Source organism: Psychromonas saccharinae, assembly GCF_051201515.1.
GTDB lineage: Bacteria > Pseudomonadota > Gammaproteobacteria > Enterobacterales > Psychromonadaceae > Psychromonas.
Window position 1 is genome coordinate 4,406,875 of the sequence record NZ_CP195153.1, and the last position, 20,784, is coordinate 4,427,658.

Annotated in this window: 24 protein-coding genes; 15 read left to right on the forward strand and 9 right to left on the reverse strand. The window is 38.1% G+C overall.

The window, feature by feature from the left end:
* Positions 1-84: 84 nt before the first annotated feature.
* The 5 genes from ACR30L_RS19690 (at position 85) to ACR30L_RS19710 (ending at position 4,539) form a co-directional block, all read left to right on the forward strand.
* Positions 85-744: an HAD family hydrolase gene (locus ACR30L_RS19690; protein ID WP_435235929.1), complete on the forward strand. Its 660-nt coding sequence runs from the start codon at positions 85-87 to the stop codon at positions 742-744.
* Positions 745-870: 126 nt separating this feature from the next.
* The gene (locus ACR30L_RS19695) at positions 871-1,572 is read left to right on the forward strand and encodes a spondin domain-containing protein (protein WP_435235930.1); all 702 of its coding nucleotides are present in this window, start codon (positions 871-873) and stop codon (positions 1,570-1,572) included.
* An 11-nt stretch (positions 1,573-1,583) separates the two neighbouring features.
* The gene (locus tag ACR30L_RS19700) at positions 1,584-2,297 is read left to right on the forward strand and encodes a spondin domain-containing protein (protein ID WP_435235931.1); all 714 of its coding nucleotides are present in this window, start codon (positions 1,584-1,586) and stop codon (positions 2,295-2,297) included.
* 56 nt (positions 2,298-2,353) lie between these two features.
* Positions 2,354-3,046, forward strand: a complete 693-nt coding sequence (locus ACR30L_RS19705) for a response regulator transcription factor (RefSeq protein ID WP_435235932.1) — start codon at positions 2,354-2,356, stop codon at positions 3,044-3,046.
* A 26-nt stretch (positions 3,047-3,072) separates the two neighbouring features.
* Positions 3,073-4,539 (forward strand): sensor histidine kinase, encoded by a 1,467-nt coding sequence (locus ACR30L_RS19710; RefSeq protein ID WP_435235933.1) that lies wholly within the window; start codon positions 3,073-3,075, stop codon positions 4,537-4,539.
* A 267-nt stretch (positions 4,540-4,806) separates the two neighbouring features.
* Here ACR30L_RS19710 and ACR30L_RS19715 read toward each other — a convergent pair whose 3' ends face one another.
* Positions 4,807-5,460: a hypothetical protein gene (locus ACR30L_RS19715; RefSeq protein ID WP_435235934.1), complete on the reverse strand. Its 654-nt coding sequence runs from the start codon at positions 5,458-5,460 to the stop codon at positions 4,807-4,809.
* A gap of 283 nt (positions 5,461-5,743) precedes the next feature.
* Between ACR30L_RS19715 and ACR30L_RS19720 the strand changes: the two genes are divergently transcribed.
* The 6 genes from ACR30L_RS19720 to ACR30L_RS19745 are packed head-to-tail and all read left to right on the forward strand — an operon-like array spanning position 5,744 to position 10,739.
* Positions 5,744-6,868 carry a D-alanine--D-alanine ligase gene (locus ACR30L_RS19720; RefSeq protein WP_435235935.1) on the forward strand — a complete coding sequence of 375 codons (1,125 nt, stop codon included), beginning with the start codon at positions 5,744-5,746 and terminating at the stop codon, positions 6,866-6,868.
* Between the two features lie 11 nt (positions 6,869-6,879).
* Positions 6,880-8,661: a lysophospholipid acyltransferase family protein gene (locus ACR30L_RS19725; protein WP_435235936.1), complete on the forward strand. Its 1,782-nt coding sequence runs from the start codon at positions 6,880-6,882 to the stop codon at positions 8,659-8,661.
* The gene (locus ACR30L_RS19730) at positions 8,645-9,157 is read left to right on the forward strand and encodes a DinB family protein (protein ID WP_435235937.1); all 513 of its coding nucleotides are present in this window, start codon (positions 8,645-8,647) and stop codon (positions 9,155-9,157) included. Before ACR30L_RS19725 ends, ACR30L_RS19730 begins: the two co-directional genes overlap by 17 nt.
* Before the next feature lies 1 nt (position 9,158).
* Positions 9,159-9,923: an NRDE family protein gene (locus tag ACR30L_RS19735; RefSeq protein WP_435235938.1), complete on the forward strand. Its 765-nt coding sequence runs from the start codon at positions 9,159-9,161 to the stop codon at positions 9,921-9,923.
* Entirely contained in the window at positions 9,920-10,354 is a 435-nt protein-coding gene (locus ACR30L_RS19740) for a YHS domain-containing (seleno)protein (RefSeq protein WP_435235939.1), read from the forward strand. The genes ACR30L_RS19735 and ACR30L_RS19740 overlap by 4 nt, the downstream gene beginning before the upstream one ends.
* Positions 10,347-10,739: a hypothetical protein gene (locus tag ACR30L_RS19745; protein WP_435235940.1), complete on the forward strand. Its 393-nt coding sequence runs from the start codon at positions 10,347-10,349 to the stop codon at positions 10,737-10,739. The genes ACR30L_RS19740 and ACR30L_RS19745 overlap by 8 nt, the downstream gene beginning before the upstream one ends.
* Positions 10,740-10,745: 6 nt before the next feature.
* Here the strand turns inward: ACR30L_RS19745 and ACR30L_RS19750 are convergent, their stop codons facing one another.
* The 4 genes from ACR30L_RS19750 to ACR30L_RS19765 form a co-directional block, all read right to left on the reverse strand.
* Positions 10,746-11,408 carry an esterase/lipase family protein gene (locus ACR30L_RS19750; RefSeq protein ID WP_435235941.1) on the reverse strand — a complete coding sequence of 221 codons (663 nt, stop codon included), beginning with the start codon at positions 11,406-11,408 and terminating at the stop codon, positions 10,746-10,748.
* Between the two features lie 439 nt (positions 11,409-11,847).
* A complete protein-coding gene (locus ACR30L_RS19755) occupies positions 11,848-12,387 on the reverse strand; it encodes a DUF3617 domain-containing protein (protein WP_435235942.1) in 540 nt (179 codons plus the stop codon).
* A gap of 203 nt (positions 12,388-12,590) precedes the next feature.
* Positions 12,591-13,151, reverse strand: coding sequence for a hypothetical protein (locus tag ACR30L_RS19760; RefSeq protein ID WP_435235943.1), 561 nt, complete (start codon positions 13,149-13,151; stop codon positions 12,591-12,593).
* Positions 13,152-13,527: 376 nt separating this feature from the next.
* Positions 13,528-14,820, reverse strand: a complete 1,293-nt coding sequence (locus tag ACR30L_RS19765; RefSeq protein ID WP_435235944.1) for a hypothetical protein — start codon at positions 14,818-14,820, stop codon at positions 13,528-13,530.
* A 173-nt stretch (positions 14,821-14,993) separates the two neighbouring features.
* Here ACR30L_RS19765 and gmk point away from each other — a divergent pair, with 173 nt between their 5' ends.
* Positions 14,994-15,617: a guanylate kinase gene (gene gmk / locus ACR30L_RS19770; protein WP_435235945.1), complete on the forward strand. Its 624-nt coding sequence runs from the start codon at positions 14,994-14,996 to the stop codon at positions 15,615-15,617.
* Between the two features lie 31 nt (positions 15,618-15,648).
* Here the strand turns inward: gmk and ACR30L_RS19775 are convergent, their stop codons facing one another.
* The gene (locus ACR30L_RS19775; RefSeq protein ID WP_435235946.1) at positions 15,649-15,975 is read right to left on the reverse strand and encodes a DUF4124 domain-containing protein; all 327 of its coding nucleotides are present in this window, start codon (positions 15,973-15,975) and stop codon (positions 15,649-15,651) included.
* A 199-nt stretch (positions 15,976-16,174) separates the two neighbouring features.
* On the opposite strand from ACR30L_RS19775, the gene ACR30L_RS19780 reads away from it, so the two are divergent.
* On the forward strand, positions 16,175-16,492 hold the full coding sequence (locus ACR30L_RS19780; RefSeq protein WP_435235947.1) for a hypothetical protein: 318 nt from the start codon (positions 16,175-16,177) through the stop codon (positions 16,490-16,492).
* Between the two features lie 9 nt (positions 16,493-16,501).
* Here ACR30L_RS19780 and ACR30L_RS19785 read toward each other — a convergent pair whose 3' ends face one another.
* Entirely contained in the window at positions 16,502-17,467 is a 966-nt protein-coding gene (locus ACR30L_RS19785) for an AEC family transporter (RefSeq protein WP_435235948.1), read from the reverse strand.
* A gap of 325 nt (positions 17,468-17,792) precedes the next feature.
* Between ACR30L_RS19785 and rpoZ the strand changes: the two genes are divergently transcribed.
* Together rpoZ and ACR30L_RS19795 are read left to right on the forward strand one after the other, a co-directional pair.
* On the forward strand, positions 17,793-18,068 hold the full coding sequence (rpoZ, locus tag ACR30L_RS19790; RefSeq protein WP_435235949.1) for a DNA-directed RNA polymerase subunit omega: 276 nt from the start codon (positions 17,793-17,795) through the stop codon (positions 18,066-18,068).
* Between the two features lie 123 nt (positions 18,069-18,191).
* A complete protein-coding gene (locus tag ACR30L_RS19795) occupies positions 18,192-19,175 on the forward strand; it encodes a calcium/sodium antiporter (RefSeq protein ID WP_435235950.1) in 984 nt (327 codons plus the stop codon).
* Between the two features lie 105 nt (positions 19,176-19,280).
* Here the strand turns inward: ACR30L_RS19795 and ACR30L_RS19800 are convergent, their stop codons facing one another.
* Together ACR30L_RS19800 and ACR30L_RS19805 are read right to left on the reverse strand one after the other, a co-directional pair.
* The gene (locus ACR30L_RS19800; RefSeq protein ID WP_435235951.1) at positions 19,281-19,511 is read right to left on the reverse strand and encodes a formate/nitrite transporter family protein; all 231 of its coding nucleotides are present in this window, start codon (positions 19,509-19,511) and stop codon (positions 19,281-19,283) included.
* 79 nt (positions 19,512-19,590) lie between these two features.
* A complete protein-coding gene (locus ACR30L_RS19805) occupies positions 19,591-20,781 on the reverse strand; it encodes a heme biosynthesis HemY N-terminal domain-containing protein (RefSeq protein ID WP_435235952.1) in 1,191 nt (396 codons plus the stop codon).
* Positions 20,782-20,784: the final 3 nt, after the last annotated feature.

The following is a 20,784-nucleotide window of genomic DNA, read 5'->3' on the forward strand; positions in this document are numbered from 1 at the left end:
CTAGGGAAAGCGAATTGAATAAATTTTTTCCATCTTGAAGTAGATCAAGTATATTATCAAGCCTATTTATTATGAGGAAATACCATGACTTATCAAGCGGCTGTCTTCGATCTCGACGGTCTTCTTCTGGACACCGAAAAAGTATGCATGCAAGCTTTTCGCGATGCCTGTGAAGCGTTATCTCTGCCAATGTTAGAAGATGTTTACTTGGGAATTATTGGTTGTAATGCGCAGGGAATCGAACGAGTTATTCAAACCGGTTACGGCGCCGATCTGGATTACCCAAGATTACGCAATAAATGGATGAGCCTCTACCATCCCATCATCGAGCAACAAGAAATTCCTAAAAAGGAAGGCGTGGTTGCATTATTGGAATGGTTAACATCTCAAAAGATTCCGATTGCCGTCGCAACATCTTCACACCAAAAAGAAGCTTCTGCTAAATTAAAATTATCCGGCTTAGACAATTACGTCTCGAGCCTAAGCACCGGTTGTGAAGTAACCCATGGTAAACCTGATCCTGAAATCTATTTACTTGCTGCACAACGTTTAAATATTCCACCAGCACATTGTCTTGCCTTTGAAGACTCCAGTAATGGTGTACGCGCCGCCGTTGCTGCCGGTATGCAAGTTCATCAAGTACCGGATCTAGTAAAACCAACGGACGATATTATTGCATTAGGCCATAATATTGATGATTCATTGTTGAACGTATTGAATCATTTACAAGCAGCGCAAAAATAACTCGTCGCTCAAAGTAACTTCCATCATTATTTGCCAAAAACAATCTGGGATACTTTTGTGATAACTTAACCATCATCATGGGATATTTACTTCATAGACTGTACTTACTTAATCAAGGAGGCAGTCATGAAACTAAAACAAACAGTAAAATCACTCGCAGTTATCTCTACACTATTTTCAGCCGCACAAGTAAGTGCCGCTAATCTAGATATCACACTTGTCAATTTAACTCACTCTCTTGCGTTTACACCGGTATTAGTGGCTGCACACGATCAAGACAATTCATTATTTACCTTAGGTGAAGAAGCGACGCTTGCTTTACAAAAAATGGCAGAAGGTGGCGATACGTCCGATTTAAAATCTGACGTATCAGCATCGGGCGGTACAACACTAGACTTAACATCAGCACCAACACTAGCAGGCACAACATCAACAGGTACTATCGATACAGAAAGTAACGAATACTTATCGCTCACGGCAATGATACTCCCTACCAATGATGGTTTTGTCGGTTTAGATAGCTGGAAAATCCCGACGGAAGCGGGCACTTATACCATTATGCTGAATGCGTATGACGCTGGTACTGAAATCAACGATGAAATCATCAATGGTGGCGGTTCACCTGGTGTTGCCGGTATCCCCGCAGACCCAAGTGGTAATGCTGGCACAGGGGGAACTGGAGCAAGTCTTAATGAAGCAAACACGAATGTCCATATTCACCCTGGCAGTGTTGGTGATACCGATACCGAAGGTGGTATTTCAGATCTAGATAGCACAGTACACAGATGGTTAAACCCAGTCGCTAAATTGGTTGTCACTGTAAACTAAGGGGATTTGTCATGAAAAAAAATCAAAAGTATAAGTTTATCGGATTATTAGCCATGACAGCCGTTTTATCCGCCTGTGATTACAATGATGACGATAATGATAGCGTAGACAATGATATTGAAGCCGTAGAAACCACAGAGTCCTATGTTTATGAAGTCACATTCACAAACATCACCCAGGGACAAATGTTTTCGCCACCAGCATTAACCACACATGCTTCAGGCGTCACCATGTGGCAAGCTGGGGAATCGGCTAGCGTTGCACTCGAAAGAATAGCGGAAGGTGGCGACAGCAGTGAATTTATTGTCCAAGATGGCGTTGAACATAGTGTCGTCGGCGATAGCGGTCTTGCACCAGGTGAATCACAAACACTGACTCTAGAATTAACACCAACCGATTCGATGAGCATCAGTTTAGCGTCCATGCTAGGCAATACGAATGACGGTTTCACTGGTATTACCAATCTTGACATTAGCAATATCGGCCTTGATCAAAGTTATCAACAAACTTTAATGGGGTACGATGCTGGTACTGAGAAGAATGATGAAATTGAAGTTCCCGGTGTTGGCGGCGAAGCATTTAATGCAAGTCGTAGTGGTGATGTAGACCGTGTTGCAGTCCATGCTGGCATATTAACTGAGCATGAATTATCCGGTTCAATTTTACTTCCTGAACATAAATTTGATAATCCAACTGCACAATTAATTATCACTCGCGTGCAATAAAATCGTTATTTAACCGCTCTTATCTATACACCTTATGGATAAGCGCGGTTAATGTTATGACAAAAAAAATATTATTAGTCGAAGATAATCAAGATATAGCCAATATTATTTCCATTAATTTATCGATGATGGATTATCAAGTTGTTGTCTTTCACGATGGTAGTGAAGCCTATAAACAGCTAAATCAACCCTATGATTTAGCTATTTTAGATATAACGCTCCCTGGTACCGATGGTTTAAAATTATGCAAACGATTACGTCAACTACAACCCGATATTCCCATTGTCATGTTAACCGCTAAAACCTCAGAACTCGACGTCGTAAAAGGCTTAGAGAATGGTGCCGATGACTACTTAACCAAACCTTTCTCAGTGCTCGAGCTACAGGCCAGAGTGAAAGCACACCTAAGACGAAATGCAAACAAGCAGCAAACGCAAGATCCAAGCAAAGACATTCTACAGTTTGGCGATTTAACTATTGATCCGAATTTATACCAAATACAACTCGCAGATAATATTTTAGATAGCACCGCTAAAGAGTTTGAACTCTTGTACTTTCTTGCACAACAGCCACAACGCGTGTTTAGTCGCGAGCAACTACTCGAGAAAATTTGGGGATGTCGTCATGAAGGCTCTGCGCATACGGTTAACTCAACGGTCAATCGGCTTCGCTCAAAACTAGAAATTGAACCCGCAAACCCATTTTGGTTAAAAACCGTGTGGGGCGTAGGTTATAAATTTTCACATTAACATTTTTGTATTCATCGAGGTAAACCATGCTCCGTTCACTCGCTAGTCAACTCACACTGACCATCAGTGCCCTGTTCCTCATTGCGGCATTGGCATTATTTCAATGGTATCTGCATAGTAGTGAAAAATTTGCCGATGAAGTCGAACAAGTTTTGCACCGTGACTTAGCTGCGCATATTGTACATGACAATGAAAAACTCAATAACGGAATCATTGAAGCCAGCAGTTTAACCTCAGCTTTCCATACAAAAATGCTACTCGGGCCAGAGTGGGAATTTTATGCATTAGACATCAATGGCAAGGTGTTAGCCTATTCCGCCCCCGAAGGTGCAGTAAAGCTTAAGTCAGTAAACTTAAAACCAATCAACGATTACCTCAATGGGAAAAACTTTCCCGTTTACGGAGATGATCCTAGAGCATTAGGCACCCAGAAAATATTTTCAGTCACGCCTATTATCAGTGCGCAATCATCACAAACACAGGGGTATTTATACGTTGTTATTGGCGGACAAAAACGCGATTCTGCCACCGCCCTACTTGCAGGGAGTAAAGTATTAAAAGATAGCGCCTTTATTCTCGGGCTTGCTATCCTATTTGGTCTCGCTGCCATGCTAATAGCGGTAACCATTATTACCAAACCACTGAAACAACTCAGTCAACGTACCATCGAATATGTAAATAATGACTTTACCCACCTTAATCAGAGCAAAAATTCATGGCTAGTCAGCAAAGAAATTCAAGATTTAGAAGCGAGCTTTGCCTCCTCTGCGCAACATATCAATAAACAGCTAAGCCAGATAAAAAATACAGAGCAGTTAAGGCGTGAACTGTTGTCCCATATATCACACGATTTTAAAACCCCATTAACTGGCTTAAACGGATATTTAGAAACATGGTTAATTAGCCCAGAAAATAAACGCAGTGTAGAGCTTATTCAACTCGCATTAAAAAATGGTCAACAAATCAATCAATTAGTTGAACAACTCTTTGAATTGGCCCGATTAGAAAGTGGCGATATTCAATTTATCCCCGAGCCAGTAAATGTTGTCGAACTTGCCTACGATGTGATGCAGCGATTACGCTACCAAGCAGAAACACAACGCGTTGCACTTAGCGTCGAAGTCGACACCAACCACGGTATTATTGCCTATGCCGATATTGGTAAATTAGAGCGTGTGTTAGTAAATTTAATTGATAATGCAATCCGCCATACCCATGCCAATGGCGCCGTAAAAATCGAAATCAACGACTTCCGAAATAAAGTTGCGATGAGTATCACCGATAATGGGATGGGTATTCGTCAAGATGAACTCGACGCTATTTTTGAGCCTAAATATCAGGCTTCAAATACGCAGGGTAACCTCAATAATGCAGGACTTGGTTTATCTATTGTTAAGCGTTTACTTGAGATACACAAGAGCGCAATCAGCGTTTCCAGTAAACCAGGAATGGGCAGTAAATTTACCTTTGAGTTAGGAAAAACAGCTCTCTGAAAATAATCATGAGTTGAATTATTTTTACCAAATTTATGTGATAATCACCTGTATTAACCGCAACAAATGATGTATACCCTGAAACGTTTAGTGAATCTTTATCCTATATTTGGGTTCCACCAGCAGGCATAGAGTAAACACAAAAACCTTATAAACAATTGATTTAAAATATATAGCCAACTCCATACTTACTGATTTTTTGCATATTGAATGGTAATGGATATAATTATTTTTTAATTGTCGATCACACCTCAGTGAACGCGACGGTCACAACCCGATACTATCTAATATCTCTAAAAATACAGACTCTCGATTTTTACTGGTTAACGCCGGATATAAACGACATAAACGAATACACTGACCAAATTTCGCTTTACCTAATACGCTGAGTACGCGCGTAAATAATTGTTCATCTAAGTGGAAAGTTTTCACCGCGTGAGTCACAGCCTCATCTAAGCTAACATAGGTGACACCATCAAAATCGAAGCTTTGATGTTCCTCTTCAATAATCAAGGTTTCGTTATTAATCACTAATGGCCAGCCCTTGAAGTTAATTCGCCCTTGAATAATTTCAAACATCGACCACGCACTACGTTTAAATCCTTCAAAAGCACTACCCTCAAGTTCCGATTCTTCAAGCTCTCGTTTAGTCCAATTCGACCCAATGCTTAATGTTTTACGATGCTTTGCCGCCAATGCTTTTTTTATCGCATCGCGATAGGCATAAAGCGAACTAAAAGCACTGCGTTTAACAATAGAAGCACATTCATTACAGCTCGGTAAGCATATAGGTTGGTGGCTTAATAATGTTTCTTCACTGCTATACCTTGGAAAATTAATGATTTTGTCCTTTGGCTCACCACAAAACCAACAACGATCTCGTTCATTAAAAGGAATTTCAATAACAGTATAACGATTCATATTTATCCTTTAAAAGCCTTAAGTTAGTTGTTATCGCTCTCTGGCTTACAACGGTTAGGTAACATTTATGTTTAAAAATTCTGCAATATTGCCAGAAGTTGCCTATTCTCTGCAAGGAAAGCCATTTACGATAACATAACCAAAATCAATGTAAGCAAGGTGATCCATGATCAGACATTTGCCATTTTAACGATAACAGAAAAATTAATTTACAATAATTTGAATTAATTATTCTATTTGGCAGGTCTACTTATTATACCCATTGCAACAGGATGTAATTATTTTGACTAAATCAGAAACCAACATGAATAATGCCTACGTATCTCCAGGCATGCCTGAAATAGATATGAGTGGCAAAAGCACGTCATTTTTTGAATTTTGGCCAGCTTGGGCAATGTATACACCTGTTGTTATACAATCATTATTATTAAGTATTCGTTACCGCTCACTTACTTTACCCTTAATCGCCAACCCTAAATTGCCTTTATCTGGCATGGTTGGTGTTGGAAAAAGTGAGCTATTCAGCCAAGCCGAAGGGGTTTGTCACGATTCGATACTCGCATGGACAACGGTGTTGCGTAATGAAAAATCCATCGACCGACAAGTTACCGATGCATTGGCAAAAATGAAGGCACATAACTTGCAATTTCCAGTGGTTGGTAAACCCGATATTGGTTGTCGCGGTGTTGGCGTTAAGCTATTACATAATGTTGAACAATTAAAAGCCTGTTTAGCAACCTACCCTATTAATTCGATTTTATTGCTGCAAAAATTGGCCAGCTTCGAAGCTGAAGCTGGCATCTTTTTTGTTCGCCACCCAGACCAAGCAGAAGGTAAAATTGTTTCTTTGGCGCTAAAATATACTCCTTATGTCGTAGGTGATGGCGTAAAAACACTCAAACAATTAATTGAAACCGATCCGCGTGCCAGTCAATTGCAACACTTATACATTGAACGCCATAAAGCACATTTAGATGACGTTATTGCAGCGGATCAGCCCTTTAAACTTATCTTTGCCGCTAGTCATAGTCGTGGTGCCATTTTCCGTGATGCTAATGATTTAATTACACCTGAACTTAATAGCGCAATTAATAAAATTATGGCCGATTTACCTGAGTTTTATTACGGCCGCATGGATATTAAATTTTCTGATATTGAACACCTACAACGCGGTGAAGACCTGCAAATAGTGGAAATCAATAGTGCTAGCTCCGAGTCTCTGCATATTTGGGATCGTAAAACGCCCTTTTTAGAAGCGATTCGTTCTTTATTATTTCAATATAACACGCTGTTTAAATTAGGTGCTGCTAACCGCAAACGGGGCTATCGTCCACCTAAATTCAAACAATTGTTAGCACACTGGAAACTAGAACGATCGCTTACTAACCATTACCCAGAAACTGATTGAGGAGCGAACCAATGCGACAGCAGAAAAATCCGTTCAGACTACCGATTAAACCGAAATGGTTAGCAAGCTTGATCGAAAAAGCCTTGTCTCTTTCTGATTTAGCGGATATCTACGAAAAAATGCCGGAAACTCAGCAAACACCTAAAACACCATTGCCTTTTTTACAGCATGCGATTAAATCGCTTGGTTTTTCATTTACGGTCGATAATCCTGAAGCACTTAACGCAGTGCCATCTGAAGGCCCTTTAATTATTGTTGCCAATCACCCTCTTGGTGGATTAGAAGGCATTGCAATGAGTGAACAATTACTAACATTACGACCTGATTTAAAAGTGTTGACCAATGAGCTGTTGGCTACCATTCCAGAAGTGTCCGAACTCTTTATTGGTGTTGATGTTTTGTCAAAAAATGCAGCTAAAAGTAATGCAAAGGGTCTGCGTCAAGCAAGTTCTCATTTATCAAAGGGTGGCGCTTTATTAATCTATCCTGCAGGCAAAGTATCTGAGATGGATCCAAAGACTAAAAAAATAGCAGACAGAAGCTGGAGCACCTTAGTTGGCAGTTTATTAAAACGCCATCAGGCACATTGCCTACCCTGTTATGTTACGGGGCAAAACTCCAAGTTGTTTTATGCGGCAGGTTTTATCCACAGACGATTACGTACTGCTTTATTAGCACGTGAATTAGTTAACAAACAGGGTAAAACCTTTACGATGCGAGTCGGGGAGTTAATCACACCAAAGGATTATCAGTCCATTGATGATAAACAAACGCTAACTGACTACCTTCGTGTCACAACAGATTTATTGAGTATTAAGAAAGAAACAGTCCTCAAAAAAGAAAATAACTTTGCACCATTAAATTTGGTCACTAATTTGCCTAGTAGAGAACAAGCAATTGCGAAGCAACTTCGTTCACTAGAAGACTGCCTGCTAGTCAAAAAACGTAATTTTAGTGTTTACTGTGCCAGTTACCAACGCCTCGGCTTAGTGATGGAAGATATTGCTTTAGCACGCGAAGTCACTTTCCGAGCGGCAGGAGAAGGAACGGGAAAACATTTAGACAGTGATCAGTTTGATCCACATTATTTACACTTATTTGTTTGGGATAATGATGAGAATTGCCTAGTGGGTGGCTATCGTCTCGCTAATGTTCAAAAAATAGTTGCTGAACGAGGCATTGAAGCCCTTTACAGTAATTCGCTTTACCATTTCGATGAAGCTTATATCGAACGTTTAGGCGGATGTCTAGAAATGGGCCGTTCCTTTGTTGTGCCGAAATATCAACGTCATCCACGTGCGCTAGATTTATTGTGGCAAGGGATCGGTCAATATGTTGCGAAGAACCCGCAGTATCACACCCTATTTGGTTGTGTAAGCATTTCTCACGAACACTCGGAGCTAGCACAGGCATTTATTTCAGACTCAATGATCTCCGCCTTTAGGGCAGAACAGCATTATTTGAATGATGTGAAACCACGCACGCCATTGATGGTCAAAGGTAAAGTGTGGTCGACTAAGGTACTCGCTTCATTAAGTAACATCGCCGTCATTAATAAACTCGTCGGACAATGTCAGCCGGGTAAAGCAATACCAATTATTTTAAGGCATTACCTTGCGTTAAATGGACGCTTCGTATGCTTTTCGGTTAATAACAGTTTTAACCAATCACTCGATGGTCTGATTATTGTCGATTTACGAAAAACCCCTGAAAAGTATTTAAATCGTTATCTTGGTCAAGAAGGTAGCCAACGATTCCTAGCGAAATGGAGAGAACATGAAGCAGCTGCATAAGGCCACAACCGAGGCACTTCAACAGGTACAACAACTCATTGATGCCTGTGATCGAGCACAATATAACCAACCTTGTATTCACAGTGAATCCGGTATAGGACGCCATGTTCGCCATATATTGGATCACTTTTTAGCCCTACAAGCTGGATTAACCGATAACTTAATCGACTATAACCGTCGTCATCGTGACAGCAATATTGAGAATGACCCGGAAATTGCATCACAATTAGTGAATAACTTATTACGATGGTTTGCCGATTCTGAAGACGCACTAGCCGATAAAACTATTCAGGTTGAATCTGAAATATCCATCAGTGAAGAACAGAATATGTCCTTTGAAAGCACCATTAATCGTGAATTATGTTATTTGATTAACCATACTATCCACCATGTGGCCTATGCGAAATTAGTCGCGAAAAACCTCGGTGTTAGTCTTGATTCAACTATCGGGATAGCACCAAGTACCGCCACTTATTTACGTCAGCAAGCGAGTTAAAATGTGTACGTTAAGTCTATTTAAAAATGATTCAGAACTGATTATTACGATGAATCGTGATGAGTCGAGACTGCGTCATGAGGCGGGTATCAAAGAGCACACTGACAACGGTATTCATACTTTATTTCCCGTTGATGGCTTAGCAGGAGGAACTTGGTTTGGTGTTAATAACGCGGGCGTTGTCATGGCATTATTAAATCGCTATCAAGATCCGCAGAAACAAGGTGCACCGACTCGTGGCCAAATTATCCCAACGGCATTGGCAGAAGGTCATTACAGCAAGATAATCAAACATTTAAGTGGTGTTGATTTTAGTGACTTTAATCCCTTTGATCTGTTCATTATTGAACTTGAAAATAATTATCATTTTAGCTGGAATGGCCGGGTTATGACGACAAGCCAACATAATGAAAACGCATTGCAATTTAGTTCTTCAGGCTTAAATACAGATTCAGTACTCGCCACCCGCCAAGCACGTTTTGAACAACAGTTACCACTGCATAAAACTTGGCAGGCACCAACAATATTAACGCAATTACACTTACATCAATCACCTCAGGACACCAGCCAATCTGTGCTAATGGCTCGCCCACATACCCATACTAAGAGTATTTGTCAGATACGCTTGCAAGCAGAAAAGTGCCAATTTAGTTACTACCCTGAAACAAGTTTAAACCAATGGCGTACACATTCTGATGCCATCAATCATTTACCACACCAACAACACGAATTAAAAATTAATATTCCCATTAAGGATTTAGTATGAAAAAGTTAATGTTTCTTCTATTTTTATTCAGTAGCTCCGTATTTGCAGCCGATGCTATTTATACACCATGGCATAATAATCTTGCGATCAGAGGCTACGACACCGTTGCCTATTTCACGGAAAATGCGCCCGTTAAAGGCAAAAAAGCGCATAGCATGGAATGGCAAGGGGCCACTTGGCGATTCAGTAGCAACGAAAATTTAGCTCTATTTAAAGCCAATCCTGAAAAATATGCCCCACAATATGGTGGTTACTGTGCCTATGCTGTTGCCAATGGTAGCCTTGCCAGTATTGAACCAGAACAATTTACCATATTAAATGATAAGTTATATCTAAACTACAATGCGGATGTACAACAACAATGGCTAGAAAAAAGAGATGCTTATATTGAGCTTGCCGATAAAAAATGGCCAAGTATCCTCAATGATTAAAGGTTATCAGCGACTACTTAATGCATTCAGTCCTTGGCAAATTGCATTGCTAGCGGCAGTCGGTTACGGCTGCTGGGCGGGATGGGTTAATAGTGAATATGGCAATACGATTGCGTTAAAAACTGGATTAATTCAAGGTACCTACGCTTTTATCTCAACGGCGATTGTTACCCTTATCGCAAAGAAAGTATTAACCCTATTCAGTTACAGTCGCGGATCGCGTTGGCTCGCATTATTGGCAAGTTGGTCGGTTATGTTAGCCATTCCGATCTCCTTGCATACTTGGCAACATACTCCTGATTTACTCCAAGCTATTATCCCCGGCGCCATTATTGGTACGCTGTATTTATGGACTTACTGCCATAGTTGTCAAGCGCCTCAATAACGCTACCTAGGCAAAAAGGCCATTGGCGAGAAAATACTGTACTTGAGCAATAACGCGATTATTTCTCATCATAAATGGGTGTGTTACTGGCATCACTAAATGTGCTTTCATCCCTTCAAGTTTAGTACTTTCAACGGAGACTTTGCCATCATTTTCCCCTTCTAACAATAATGAAAGAATTGGGTTTACCGTCCGTTTCCCAGCAATAATACCTAACTCAAAGGTCGCTTTACCTAAACGATTTGGAAGACTATTTGCAGTGGTACTTAATTGCATACCTGACGTTGATTTTATATCGGGATGGGTAAGGACTTTCTGCAGGATATCAATTAATCGAGAGCCTTTATTTGGCGGCCCTAACATAACCACTCGCCCCAAATGACTTACTTTTTTATTTTGTAAATATAAGCGAACCAAAATACCGCCCATGGAATGAGTTACAAAATGAATGGTATTGTGTTTCTTCACCAGCGCCAATGCCTCATGTATGGTGTTGTCAGCAATCATTTCGATAGGAAGCTTAAAGGAAGCATAACGACAATTAATCACCTGATACCCTGCTTTCTCTAAACTAGCAGCAATTTTTCGCATGCAGTAATCTGTCTTTGCTAAACCATGCAGCAGAATAACGGTTTCATTTTCAACCAGACCAGTTAGTTTATTCATCATCACGCAAACCTCATTTCAATTGAATTATGAATGAGTATGATGAACTTTTAAGGTGTAGCAATTGGAATTAGCTAAGTAGCACAGATAGAGCCACGGGGTATTATATTTTGATACTTTTAGACACTAACAGAATAAATAATATGTTTTATTTAGAAATAACGCAGGGTAAAATTAAACGCAGAATATCTTATGTATTTCACTCCAAACTAATGCAACTGACTAGTTTAACTATTGAACTTAGCCCATTGGTTATAACCAATATCAAGATTATTAACAGGACTAATATTAACTTAGCTTCGATATTTTAATCACTTCTAAAGCACTGATATAAAAAATTTTCAGAGCTCAATACTGAGCTCATTTCATTTATTAACAAAGACTATTAATCAATACAACCTAAAACATTTGAATTTTAAGCTGTAAGATACATGTCTGCCCCTTATTCGTTAGGCTCTGACTTACAAGATCCAATATATCTTCCATTCTCACTCGTTTTTATCTTCATTTTCAAATGACCAGATACACCTAACTCATTATTAAAATTAGATTCCACGAGTTCTTCTCCCATAATAGTAAGGCTTTCACCATTAAAATTCGTTTCCGCAACCCACAACGATGTTCCATTTTGACCTATAGCACATGATATTTCTGATTCCATCTTATTAGCACTAATTCGTTTTATATTTTGATTACATACAACTTTTTCATGTTCATCTTCATCTTCATCAGCATTTTGAATTTGATTTCTAATGTAATGTTCAAAGTCATTAATACATTCGACTTCAGGATCGTCTGAACTTTCACTTTCATAAGACATGCGTATTAATTTTTCCATTCCAGGAGGCGCATCAATTTCTATAATTTCATCTATCGAAGTAAATTCCCACAATCCAGGCTTAAAATTATAATCTTCTGCATAAAGATTCGTTGAAGCGATGATTAATCCTAACAATGCCGCTTTAGATGTTACAACTCTCATTAATTACTCCTTTAATTTATAAATACCAACTTTGATTTCAGCACCTGCTTAACAGATAAAAACGTTGGAGTTATATCCATATTTCAGATTATCTAAAATTAATCAGATACACCAATACCACTAAACCCTCGCTAAACAGACTAATATTATTGCTTCTAATATATAAAACTTCACAAATTAAAATAGGCTGAATTAACCGCTACTTATAAAACAGAAAAATTAATTGATTGGGCATATTTTAGAATATCTTTTTCAACATTAGCTGGACCCTTTATCATAATTACAGACATATTATTTAGCACCATCATAATATTTATTTCATCTCCCCCAAATGGACTGTAAACAGCTTTATTGCCCTGAATATCTACAACCTTAGCACCATATATTGCGACAAGCTTTGGATCCATCATTCCCTGGTACACCTCTACCATAGCTGGAGAATTTGAGAATATTTCAATTGTAATGCGGCTACTTTTCATAGAATAGGACTTAGATATGTTTATCCCGAGCTGACTAACATCGCTATCCTCATTATTTTCTTGCCATCCTGACAGCGGCTTTGGAAAAGCAGCTATAATTTGTTCTGATTTTTTTTGACGAATTAATAATGTAGCATGATCTAGCTGAGATAAAGCACTAGATAAATCGCCGGCTTTGTAGCTTTCAACCCCCTCGGAAAGTGCATTTTCAATTTCTCCACTTATAGCAAAGTGGCTAGTCACTAATAATGATGCAAATATCAGTGATTCTATTATTTTTTTCATTTAGTTTATTTCTCCATCGGTAGAATATTAATAATTAATGACTTAAATTAAGCAAAATAATTGCGTGTAACAATGGAGATATGGCAACTATTTAAATTTGACGCGATAGTAACAAAATCACACTTCAAATCAACAAATATGGAATAACAAAGCAAACAATAGTCACAAAAAATGAAATTTATATATTTAAAATATTTATACCCATAAAATAGGATTTTAGAATAAGCTATAATAATTCCGCTTTGCAAAATGCTTTGAAGTTACTTAAATATTACCCCAACATCGGGTACGTGAATAAGATTGTTAATGCTCAAAGGATTATGTTTTTAATATCGATGCAGCATCTCTGTGATCAATTTTCTAATATTTAAATCACTCACAGTTTAATCTTTAAGCAATTATATTTTGGTTCAGAATGTATAGGACTATCAAAGCAAAGTTGTTTTTTATCTTCACTTAGATAGGGAGCAATATTTTTCTGATCTGCATATATGCTTTTTGTGGTGTCGATAATGTCGCTGATTTCATTATTATTTAGTGCAGCATTAAATAGTTGTATTTTACTATCCATATCCCAAAAATCGGCAATATATTCCTGATAATTTGGAACAGAGACTTGACTTAGCACTGTGCCAATAGAATTCCGAATCCAATGCGTTTTGATGGCAGGTATACGATCACTCAATTGAACCTCCTGAACAAATTCGTTAGCCGGAAGCTCGGAGAGCATAGCAAAATATAAATACCACTTATTACTCTGATTCGTTGTCATATTGGGTTTATACAGTATCCGCGTGACCCAAGATGGAATATGTGGAGATGATAGGTTTGAACTGAAAATATTTTCTGCTCGATCTAATTTACTATACAGTTGATAACCACCTCGAGCATCTCGACTAAAACTATTTACTAGACTTCGATCTTGTTTCGTCAATAATAACAATGGGGTTGATAACGTCAGATTATGAGTCATTGCAAGCAGATTGATAGCATCAATATTTTCCGAAAGAAGGTTTAATACAATCAACTTACCAATCAGCATATCTTGCTTCGTTAGCAGTTTCCTTAATTGCTCATGGCTTTGATATAACGCATTGATAGCTTGCGCTTGCTTCCCTTGAGAAGCTTGCCAAATTTGTTGTAAATTAATTATACGCGTTGCCATAGAAAGATATTCATAGGGAGGGAACGGTTCATCGACACTGGGTTGCGTCAATGTATGGTAATCATCAAGGTGTAAAAAAGTCTGATAACGTTTAATAAACAATGTATTTTTTGACAACAATTGAGGGATTCTATCGAGATTATTATCGATTACAGTCATACATTCTGATTGCCCAACACTACACAACAATTCATCTTCCGGAAAAATTGATTTATCGAGCATTAACTGAATCGGTTTCTGATCTAAATAATTTGCCCTTTGATTATGATTTTCTATTAATTTAATGCCTTCATATAGTTTTTTCCCTTCACTGATAGGGTCTTTATTTTTATCTACCGCTAAGCCTAAAAGATAAAAATAAGCATCACTTTGAGCGGGTGTTTCGCTTAGTTTCATAAAACTAATCTGGTCTTCATCCAATTCGTCATCCATTTGCAATGCAAGGCAAGCAAGTAATAATAAAATGAGAGTACCGACAATAATTTTAACCATTATTTTTAACATTATATTCATCCGTGATTATGTAGTAATGTTGTTCTGCCCTAAATTTCATTTATCCTATGACGAAGCCAAATTATGATGGATTAATTTGTCGATTAAACAGACTTCAGTTTAAAAATAAGCGATAATTTACAATCACCATTCAACATCTATTTTAGCTTTAGGAATTAATTGTTATGTCCCAAGTCGGCACACTTTATATTGTATCAGCCCCAAGTGGCGCAGGAAAATCGAGTCTTATCAATGCACTTTTAGCTGAAAAAAGAGATTGGACGGTACAAGTTTCAGTTTCTCATACAACGCGCTCACCTCGTGTTGGTGAAAACAATGGCGAGCATTATCATTTCGTCGACGTGCCGACTTTCAAACAATTAATTGAAGAAAAAGCATTCTTTGAATGGGCTGAAGTCTTCGGCAATTATTATGGTACGTCACGCATTACTATCGAGAAAGCCTTAGCCGAAGGTATAGATATCTTTTTAGATATTGATTGGCAAGGCGCACGTCAAGTGAGAGAAATGATGCCACAGGCTAAGGGTATTTTTATCCTTCCCCCTAGCCGAGCTGAATTAGAATCACGTTTGAATAAACGAGGACAAGATAGCAAAGAGATCATCGCTAAACGTATGCAAGAAGCACAATCTGAAATGTCGCATTATGATGAATACGACTATCTAATTATTAATGATGATTTTGAACAAGCCACAAAAGAGTTCTCAGCAATTGTTACTGCAATGCGTAATAAAAGAGAGAATCAAGTCAGCAAACACCAACATACAATTAATGAATTATTACGTTAAACAATAACCTTATCGCAACTTGTCGCTTTATTTAAGAAGCAGGTGGCGGCATATCACTATCGCCCATTGGTGGTAGTTGCTCACCTGTTTGTTCACTATTGTTATCATTACTTGGCGGACCTTTTTTATCGCTTTGCTGCGTTTTCTGCGCCTCAGGTTTATTTTTAGTCATTTGATCGCGTGCCATCGATGCACCAGTAGAGTGTATTTGCACATTCACTTCTTCAGAACCTTCATTCGGTGTATCTGAAAAATGTGTATTTCCGTTATCGTCCACCCATGAATACACGGTTGCTTGTGCATAAGGTATCATTGCAATCATTGCGGTTAATGCCAAGTTACGTATCAATTTAAACATACTACTAATTCCTTCTAGTAAAGATGCCCTAGGAGCACACTTTATTATCCTATTTGGTTAAGTGCCCTAATTTAAACACTTATTTGCGCTATAATTTATAGCAAAAGCACATTTTGCTAAAGATATTTCTTTTTAAAGATAAGGAAATTGAGAAGTGTATAATAAAGTAACGGCCCATTTTCATAAATAGACACTCCCTATGACTCAAAAACCCGATCGTGCAACCGCTATGCTCAACCTGATTGAACTAGTAAAAAATGATTTTCCGTTCGATGATCCTAATCGACAAGTGTGTGGTGATGATTGTGTCGGTTGTCCCAAAAAATTATTAGAGCTGGTTGAAACTGAAATAATCTATTGGGAGAATAATATTAACCACGGTGAACAGCCAACATTTAAAGAAATATCTCGCTTTGCCAAGCTGTGTAAAAACGTAAGAAGAGGCCTATTGCGTAATAACCTCGTCTCTCCAGAGATCCCAACCTATCCTATAAAATCTATCGTCCAACCAACATAAACAATGAATTTACATTAATGAAAAGCTGTTCAAGATAAAAATACCCAGTGTACAGGTTAATAATGATGCAACGGTTGTCAGTGCGATGATATTTGCAGCCAACGTTGCATTACCGCCCATGGCTCGCGCCATAATATAACTTGCCGCTGCCGTTGGGGCTGCACTCATAAAGAAAACAATTCCAATTTCAACGCCTCTAAAGCCAAACCAAATCGCAGCCATCGTAATTAACAACGGAGCGATCAATAACTTATTAATGGTCGCAAACCAGGTAATATGTTTATCGCCTCGAAGCGATTTTAAATCCAATGAACCACCACTACATAAAAGGGCAAGAGGTAATGTCATATTGGCAAAATACTGCCCAGCATCAATGACCATATCGGGCACAGGAATTGAGATAAAATAGAAGATTAAACCAACAATAATAGAAATAACTAATGGGTTTTTAGTGATAGTCTTAATCATAATACCCATCACTTTCACAGAACTACTATTATCGCCTTCTTGCTTTTCGGTTAAGGCAATCACGGCCAAAATATTATAGAGCATGGTCATCGGCGCCACATAAATAGCAGCCAATGCAATACCTGCATCGCCATAAACATTGGCAATATATGCTAATCCAACAATGGCGGTATTTGCACGAAAACTACCTTGAATAACAACCCCATTATCACGCGATCCTTTAAATAACTTTTTGGTGAAAAGAGTAACCGCAATAAAAAAAATAACATTACAAGCGAGGCCAAAAATAATAAGTGGCATGCTGCTCGAGAAATCATGCTCGGAACGAACAATGCTTAAAAATAATAATGCGGGTAAAGTAACCTGAAAAACAAGTTTAGAAGCGACATCGATAAAATTATCATTAATTAAACCAATACGTTTTAGCACGACACCAAGTAACAACATTAAACAAATGGGGCCAGTAATACTTGCAGAGAACTGCAGTTGCACTAAAAAATTGTCCATTTTCTTCTCAATTAGTTGATGATGTTAAGCAAGTCACAATAAAAATCAACTTACTCCTACTATTAGTAATACAAATACTATATCGTGCCAAGATACTGTTAACAATCAAAATATTCAGCACATTTAGTAAGGGTTGAAATCAAGCATTCAGCAGAATACTTATATTTTTAAGTCATGACATAATATTACTTGATTTAAATATACTAAAGCCTATATTAATATCTCGAAAATAGGCTTTCTAAGTTTCCTGATTCTTGCATATCCGCAGCAGTTGGGTATATAATAGCCGCCCTTTTTTATGTAATTAATTTTTTGGAGTGCAATAATGGCACGTGTAACCGTTGATGATGCAGTAAATGTAGTCGGTAATCGTTTTGATCTTATCTTAATGGCATCTCGTCGAGCTCGTCAGCTTGCAACTCAAGGAAAAACACCTTTAGTTGAGCCTGAAAATGATAAACCTACGGTTATTGCTTTGCGCGAGATTGAAGAACGTCTTATCACAAATGAGTTGATGGATATTCAAGATCGCCAAGAAAAACATGAAAAACAAGCAGCCGAGCTTGCTGCTGTGGCGGCAATTGCAGAAGGTAGAGGATAATATAACCCACCTTTAACAAACGTCATACACACCATTTTGAGTAAATGGGTGTAGATGTTTTTAAGAACGTCGCACATGTAAATGTCCGGCGTTTTTTTATATATAAAAAAGGATTTACAGATTGTGATAACTTTATTTTTACCCGTGCTGTACATTGTTATTGGCTTTGCTTTACTTATATGGAGTGCTGATAAGTTTGTATTAGGTGCATCAAATACAGCACGAAGCTTTTCCATCTCACCGCTAATTGTGGGTGTTGTTATTGTTGGATTAGGTACCTCGGCGCCAGAAATGTTAGTTTCTGCTATCGCGTCTTTGCAAGGGAAAACCGACTTGGCGATTGGTAATGCCATTGGCTCTAATATTACCAATATCGGTTTAGTTATTGGTTTTGTAGCTATTATTTACCCGATGCATATTCACTCTAAGTTACTGAAGCGTGAGATGCCTTTTTTACTGACAATAACAGTCGGTACTATCTGTTTACTTTGGGATCTTCGTCTTAGCTTTATAGATGGGCTTATCCTCGTTTCATTAATGTTTACAATGCTTGCATATACTGTTTATGAAACAAAAAATAGTAGTGGTGATACTCTGCCGCAAGAAATTCTTGATGAAATGCCGGAAGAAATAAGTAAAGGTGAAGCGTTAAAATGGTTATTATTCGGTGCAATCGTATTAGTTGCTTCCTCACGCCTACTCGTACTCGGCGCTGTCGAAGTGGCACAATATTATAATGTTAGCGATCATGTTATTGGGTTAACCATTGTTGCCATCGGTACTAGCTTACCTGAACTAGCAGCGACCCTTGCAGCGGCACGTCAAAAACAATTTGACCTTGCTGTTGGTAATATAATTGGCTCGAATATTTTTAATTTATTAGGTGTGCTTGGTGTTGCAGGCTTAATTGGCCCTACGAATTTCGAAGCAATTGTCATCTCTCAAGACTCACTGGTTATGTTTGGGTTAACAGTGGCATTAATTGTTTTTTCAATTGCATGGGGCAAAGGCAAAAAAGCCATTATTTGTCGATTGGAAGGCGCTATTTTATTACTGAGTTATCTTTCATATATGGGGTGGCTATTGTACAAAAATGTACTCGTTTAGCTTATCCAAGTAAATAGACAATAAAAAGGCGCGAGGGTTAATTACCCTCGCGCCTTTTTTAATACCCATTTTATATGCTTTAGATAGTAAGACTAACTTATGGTATTACTTAGCATCTATTGCTGGTGCTGTTTTAGCATGAGTTAAGTAAAGTAGAAGACTCGCAAGTACAATACCACCGACAAGGTTACCCAAAATAGTTGGAATTAAGTTAAAGTTCAACCAAGTCGCAATACCAAAATCAGCCCCTAACATCATACCAAGTGGGAACAAAAACATATTAACTACTGTATGTTCAAATACTAACGCAAAGAAGATAAATATTGGCAACTCCATTGCGGTTATTTTTTATTGTGGCTAAACGAAAAAAGCAGAAGACAAGGCCTCTGCTTTAATAACGATAAGTGAGTTATAATTAAACGGGTGCAATCGCTAATGATAGGCCTAATCGATAACACGCATTAGCTTCTTCAAATCTTTCTAATTTTTCCAATTGTTCTGCTAATAACGCATAATCTTTAACGTTTGGATTGGTTTTAATACTTTCCTGTAAACGTTCTATCGCCGACTCAGATTTTTCTTCTTTTATTAAGAGATAAGCAAGCGTTTGATTCAATTCGGCGTTTTCTGGATCATTCAAAAGTTTATTCTCTAATAACAAGATGAAAGGAGCAGGAATGCTGATTACACACTGATTAATATAAGGCACAAGCTCCAATGAAAACTGTTTGTTAAGTTTATCTAATAAGAACTTCTCTGCAAATAAATCATTACCGGCACCAATTTGTGCATCTAAATAGGCTTTCTGATAAGCGAGCTCTTTACGCATCCAACGTGATATATTTTTATCCCAAAATAGCTGCAAAGCTTCGCCACTTTCCGCTGCTTTTTCTTGAAAAAGATGCAAATAACCATCAACTAGCTTTTCCGCTCTATCTTCTTCAGAAAGCGGTAATGGATTACGCTTACGGCTAAGTAAATCAATATAGCTTTGCCATTCACTAAGTTCAGGATAAACCTTAGCTAAAAGATCGCCAATACGTGGTTTTTTCGGGTACTTTTTCTCAAGATCCAATAACGTTTTTTGTGCTTTATCATATTGTTCTGCATCAATCTGCAGCTCAGCCCAAGCCAAACCGGTTGCTAAATGCGATCCTTTACCTTCATCATAAGCATGTTGAAAATGCTGGTCTCGTAGGTTGTATTTACCCTGATTATGAGCGGCACGTGCAGCAGCCATATAAGTGAGTGCAGGAGAATCACTACGCGCGGCTGATTTTTCAAGTAATTTATGCGCTTGCTTGTCATTACCTTCAAACAAAGCCAGCATCCCTAAATTTTTATTTTTTTGCGCTTTCTTGGTTTTTCTTGAAGAGAACCATCCGCGTGTCACGCTATTCATCGATAGCAACTTACGAAGAACCCACTCAATCGCGATCAGTATTAAGTAAAATACAATCGCAATCAAAACCGCACTTATAATAGTTGTCTCATAGGTGGTATAACCATCAATCGACAGTAAAATATAGCCCTTATTAGCACTTAACTCCGGTGCTAAAATAAGTCCAGCCAAGAGTGCAACGATAATAATTAGAATTTTTATCATAAT

Bases quoted from the DNA above. Each gene is read 5' to 3' on its own strand.
- ACR30L_RS19780 (WP_435235947.1), top strand. From the start codon at position 16,175: ATGACTCAAAAACCCGATCGTGCAACCGCTATGCTCAACCTGATTGAA.
- ACR30L_RS19765 (WP_435235944.1), bottom strand. From the start codon at position 14,820: ATGTTAAAAATAATGGTTAAAATTATTGTCGGTACTCTCATTTTATTA.
- rpoZ (WP_435235949.1), top strand. From the start codon at position 17,793: ATGGCACGTGTAACCGTTGATGATGCAGTAAATGTAGTCGGTAATCGT.
- ACR30L_RS19705 (WP_435235932.1), top strand. From the start codon at position 2,354: ATGACAAAAAAAATATTATTAGTCGAAGATAATCAAGATATAGCCAAT.
- ACR30L_RS19700 (WP_435235931.1), top strand. From the start codon at position 1,584: ATGAAAAAAAATCAAAAGTATAAGTTTATCGGATTATTAGCCATGACA.
- ACR30L_RS19785 (WP_435235948.1), bottom strand. From the start codon at position 17,467: ATGGACAATTTTTTAGTGCAACTGCAGTTCTCTGCAAGTATTACTGGC.
- ACR30L_RS19745 (WP_435235940.1), top strand. From the start codon at position 10,347: ATGATTAAAGGTTATCAGCGACTACTTAATGCATTCAGTCCTTGGCAA.
- ACR30L_RS19715 (WP_435235934.1), bottom strand. From the start codon at position 5,460: ATGAATCGTTATACTGTTATTGAAATTCCTTTTAATGAACGAGATCGT.
- ACR30L_RS19740 (WP_435235939.1), top strand. From the start codon at position 9,920: ATGAAAAAGTTAATGTTTCTTCTATTTTTATTCAGTAGCTCCGTATTT.
- ACR30L_RS19735 (WP_435235938.1), top strand. From the start codon at position 9,159: ATGTGTACGTTAAGTCTATTTAAAAATGATTCAGAACTGATTATTACG.
- ACR30L_RS19800 (WP_435235951.1), bottom strand. From the start codon at position 19,511: ATGGAGTTGCCAATATTTATCTTCTTTGCGTTAGTATTTGAACATACA.
- ACR30L_RS19710 (WP_435235933.1), top strand. From the start codon at position 3,073: ATGCTCCGTTCACTCGCTAGTCAACTCACACTGACCATCAGTGCCCTG.
- ACR30L_RS19690 (WP_435235929.1), top strand. From the start codon at position 85: ATGACTTATCAAGCGGCTGTCTTCGATCTCGACGGTCTTCTTCTGGAC.
- ACR30L_RS19695 (WP_435235930.1), top strand. From the start codon at position 871: ATGAAACTAAAACAAACAGTAAAATCACTCGCAGTTATCTCTACACTA.
- gmk (WP_435235945.1), top strand. From the start codon at position 14,994: ATGTCCCAAGTCGGCACACTTTATATTGTATCAGCCCCAAGTGGCGCA.
- ACR30L_RS19750 (WP_435235941.1), bottom strand. From the start codon at position 11,408: ATGATGAATAAACTAACTGGTCTGGTTGAAAATGAAACCGTTATTCTG.
- ACR30L_RS19805 (WP_435235952.1), bottom strand. From the start codon at position 20,781: ATGATAAAAATTCTAATTATTATCGTTGCACTCTTGGCTGGACTTATT.
- ACR30L_RS19755 (WP_435235942.1), bottom strand. From the start codon at position 12,387: ATGAGAGTTGTAACATCTAAAGCGGCATTGTTAGGATTAATCATCGCT.
- ACR30L_RS19730 (WP_435235937.1), top strand. From the start codon at position 8,645: ATGAAGCAGCTGCATAAGGCCACAACCGAGGCACTTCAACAGGTACAA.
- ACR30L_RS19775 (WP_435235946.1), bottom strand. From the start codon at position 15,975: ATGTTTAAATTGATACGTAACTTGGCATTAACCGCAATGATTGCAATG.
- ACR30L_RS19760 (WP_435235943.1), bottom strand. From the start codon at position 13,151: ATGAAAAAAATAATAGAATCACTGATATTTGCATCATTATTAGTGACT.
- ACR30L_RS19725 (WP_435235936.1), top strand. From the start codon at position 6,880: ATGCGACAGCAGAAAAATCCGTTCAGACTACCGATTAAACCGAAATGG.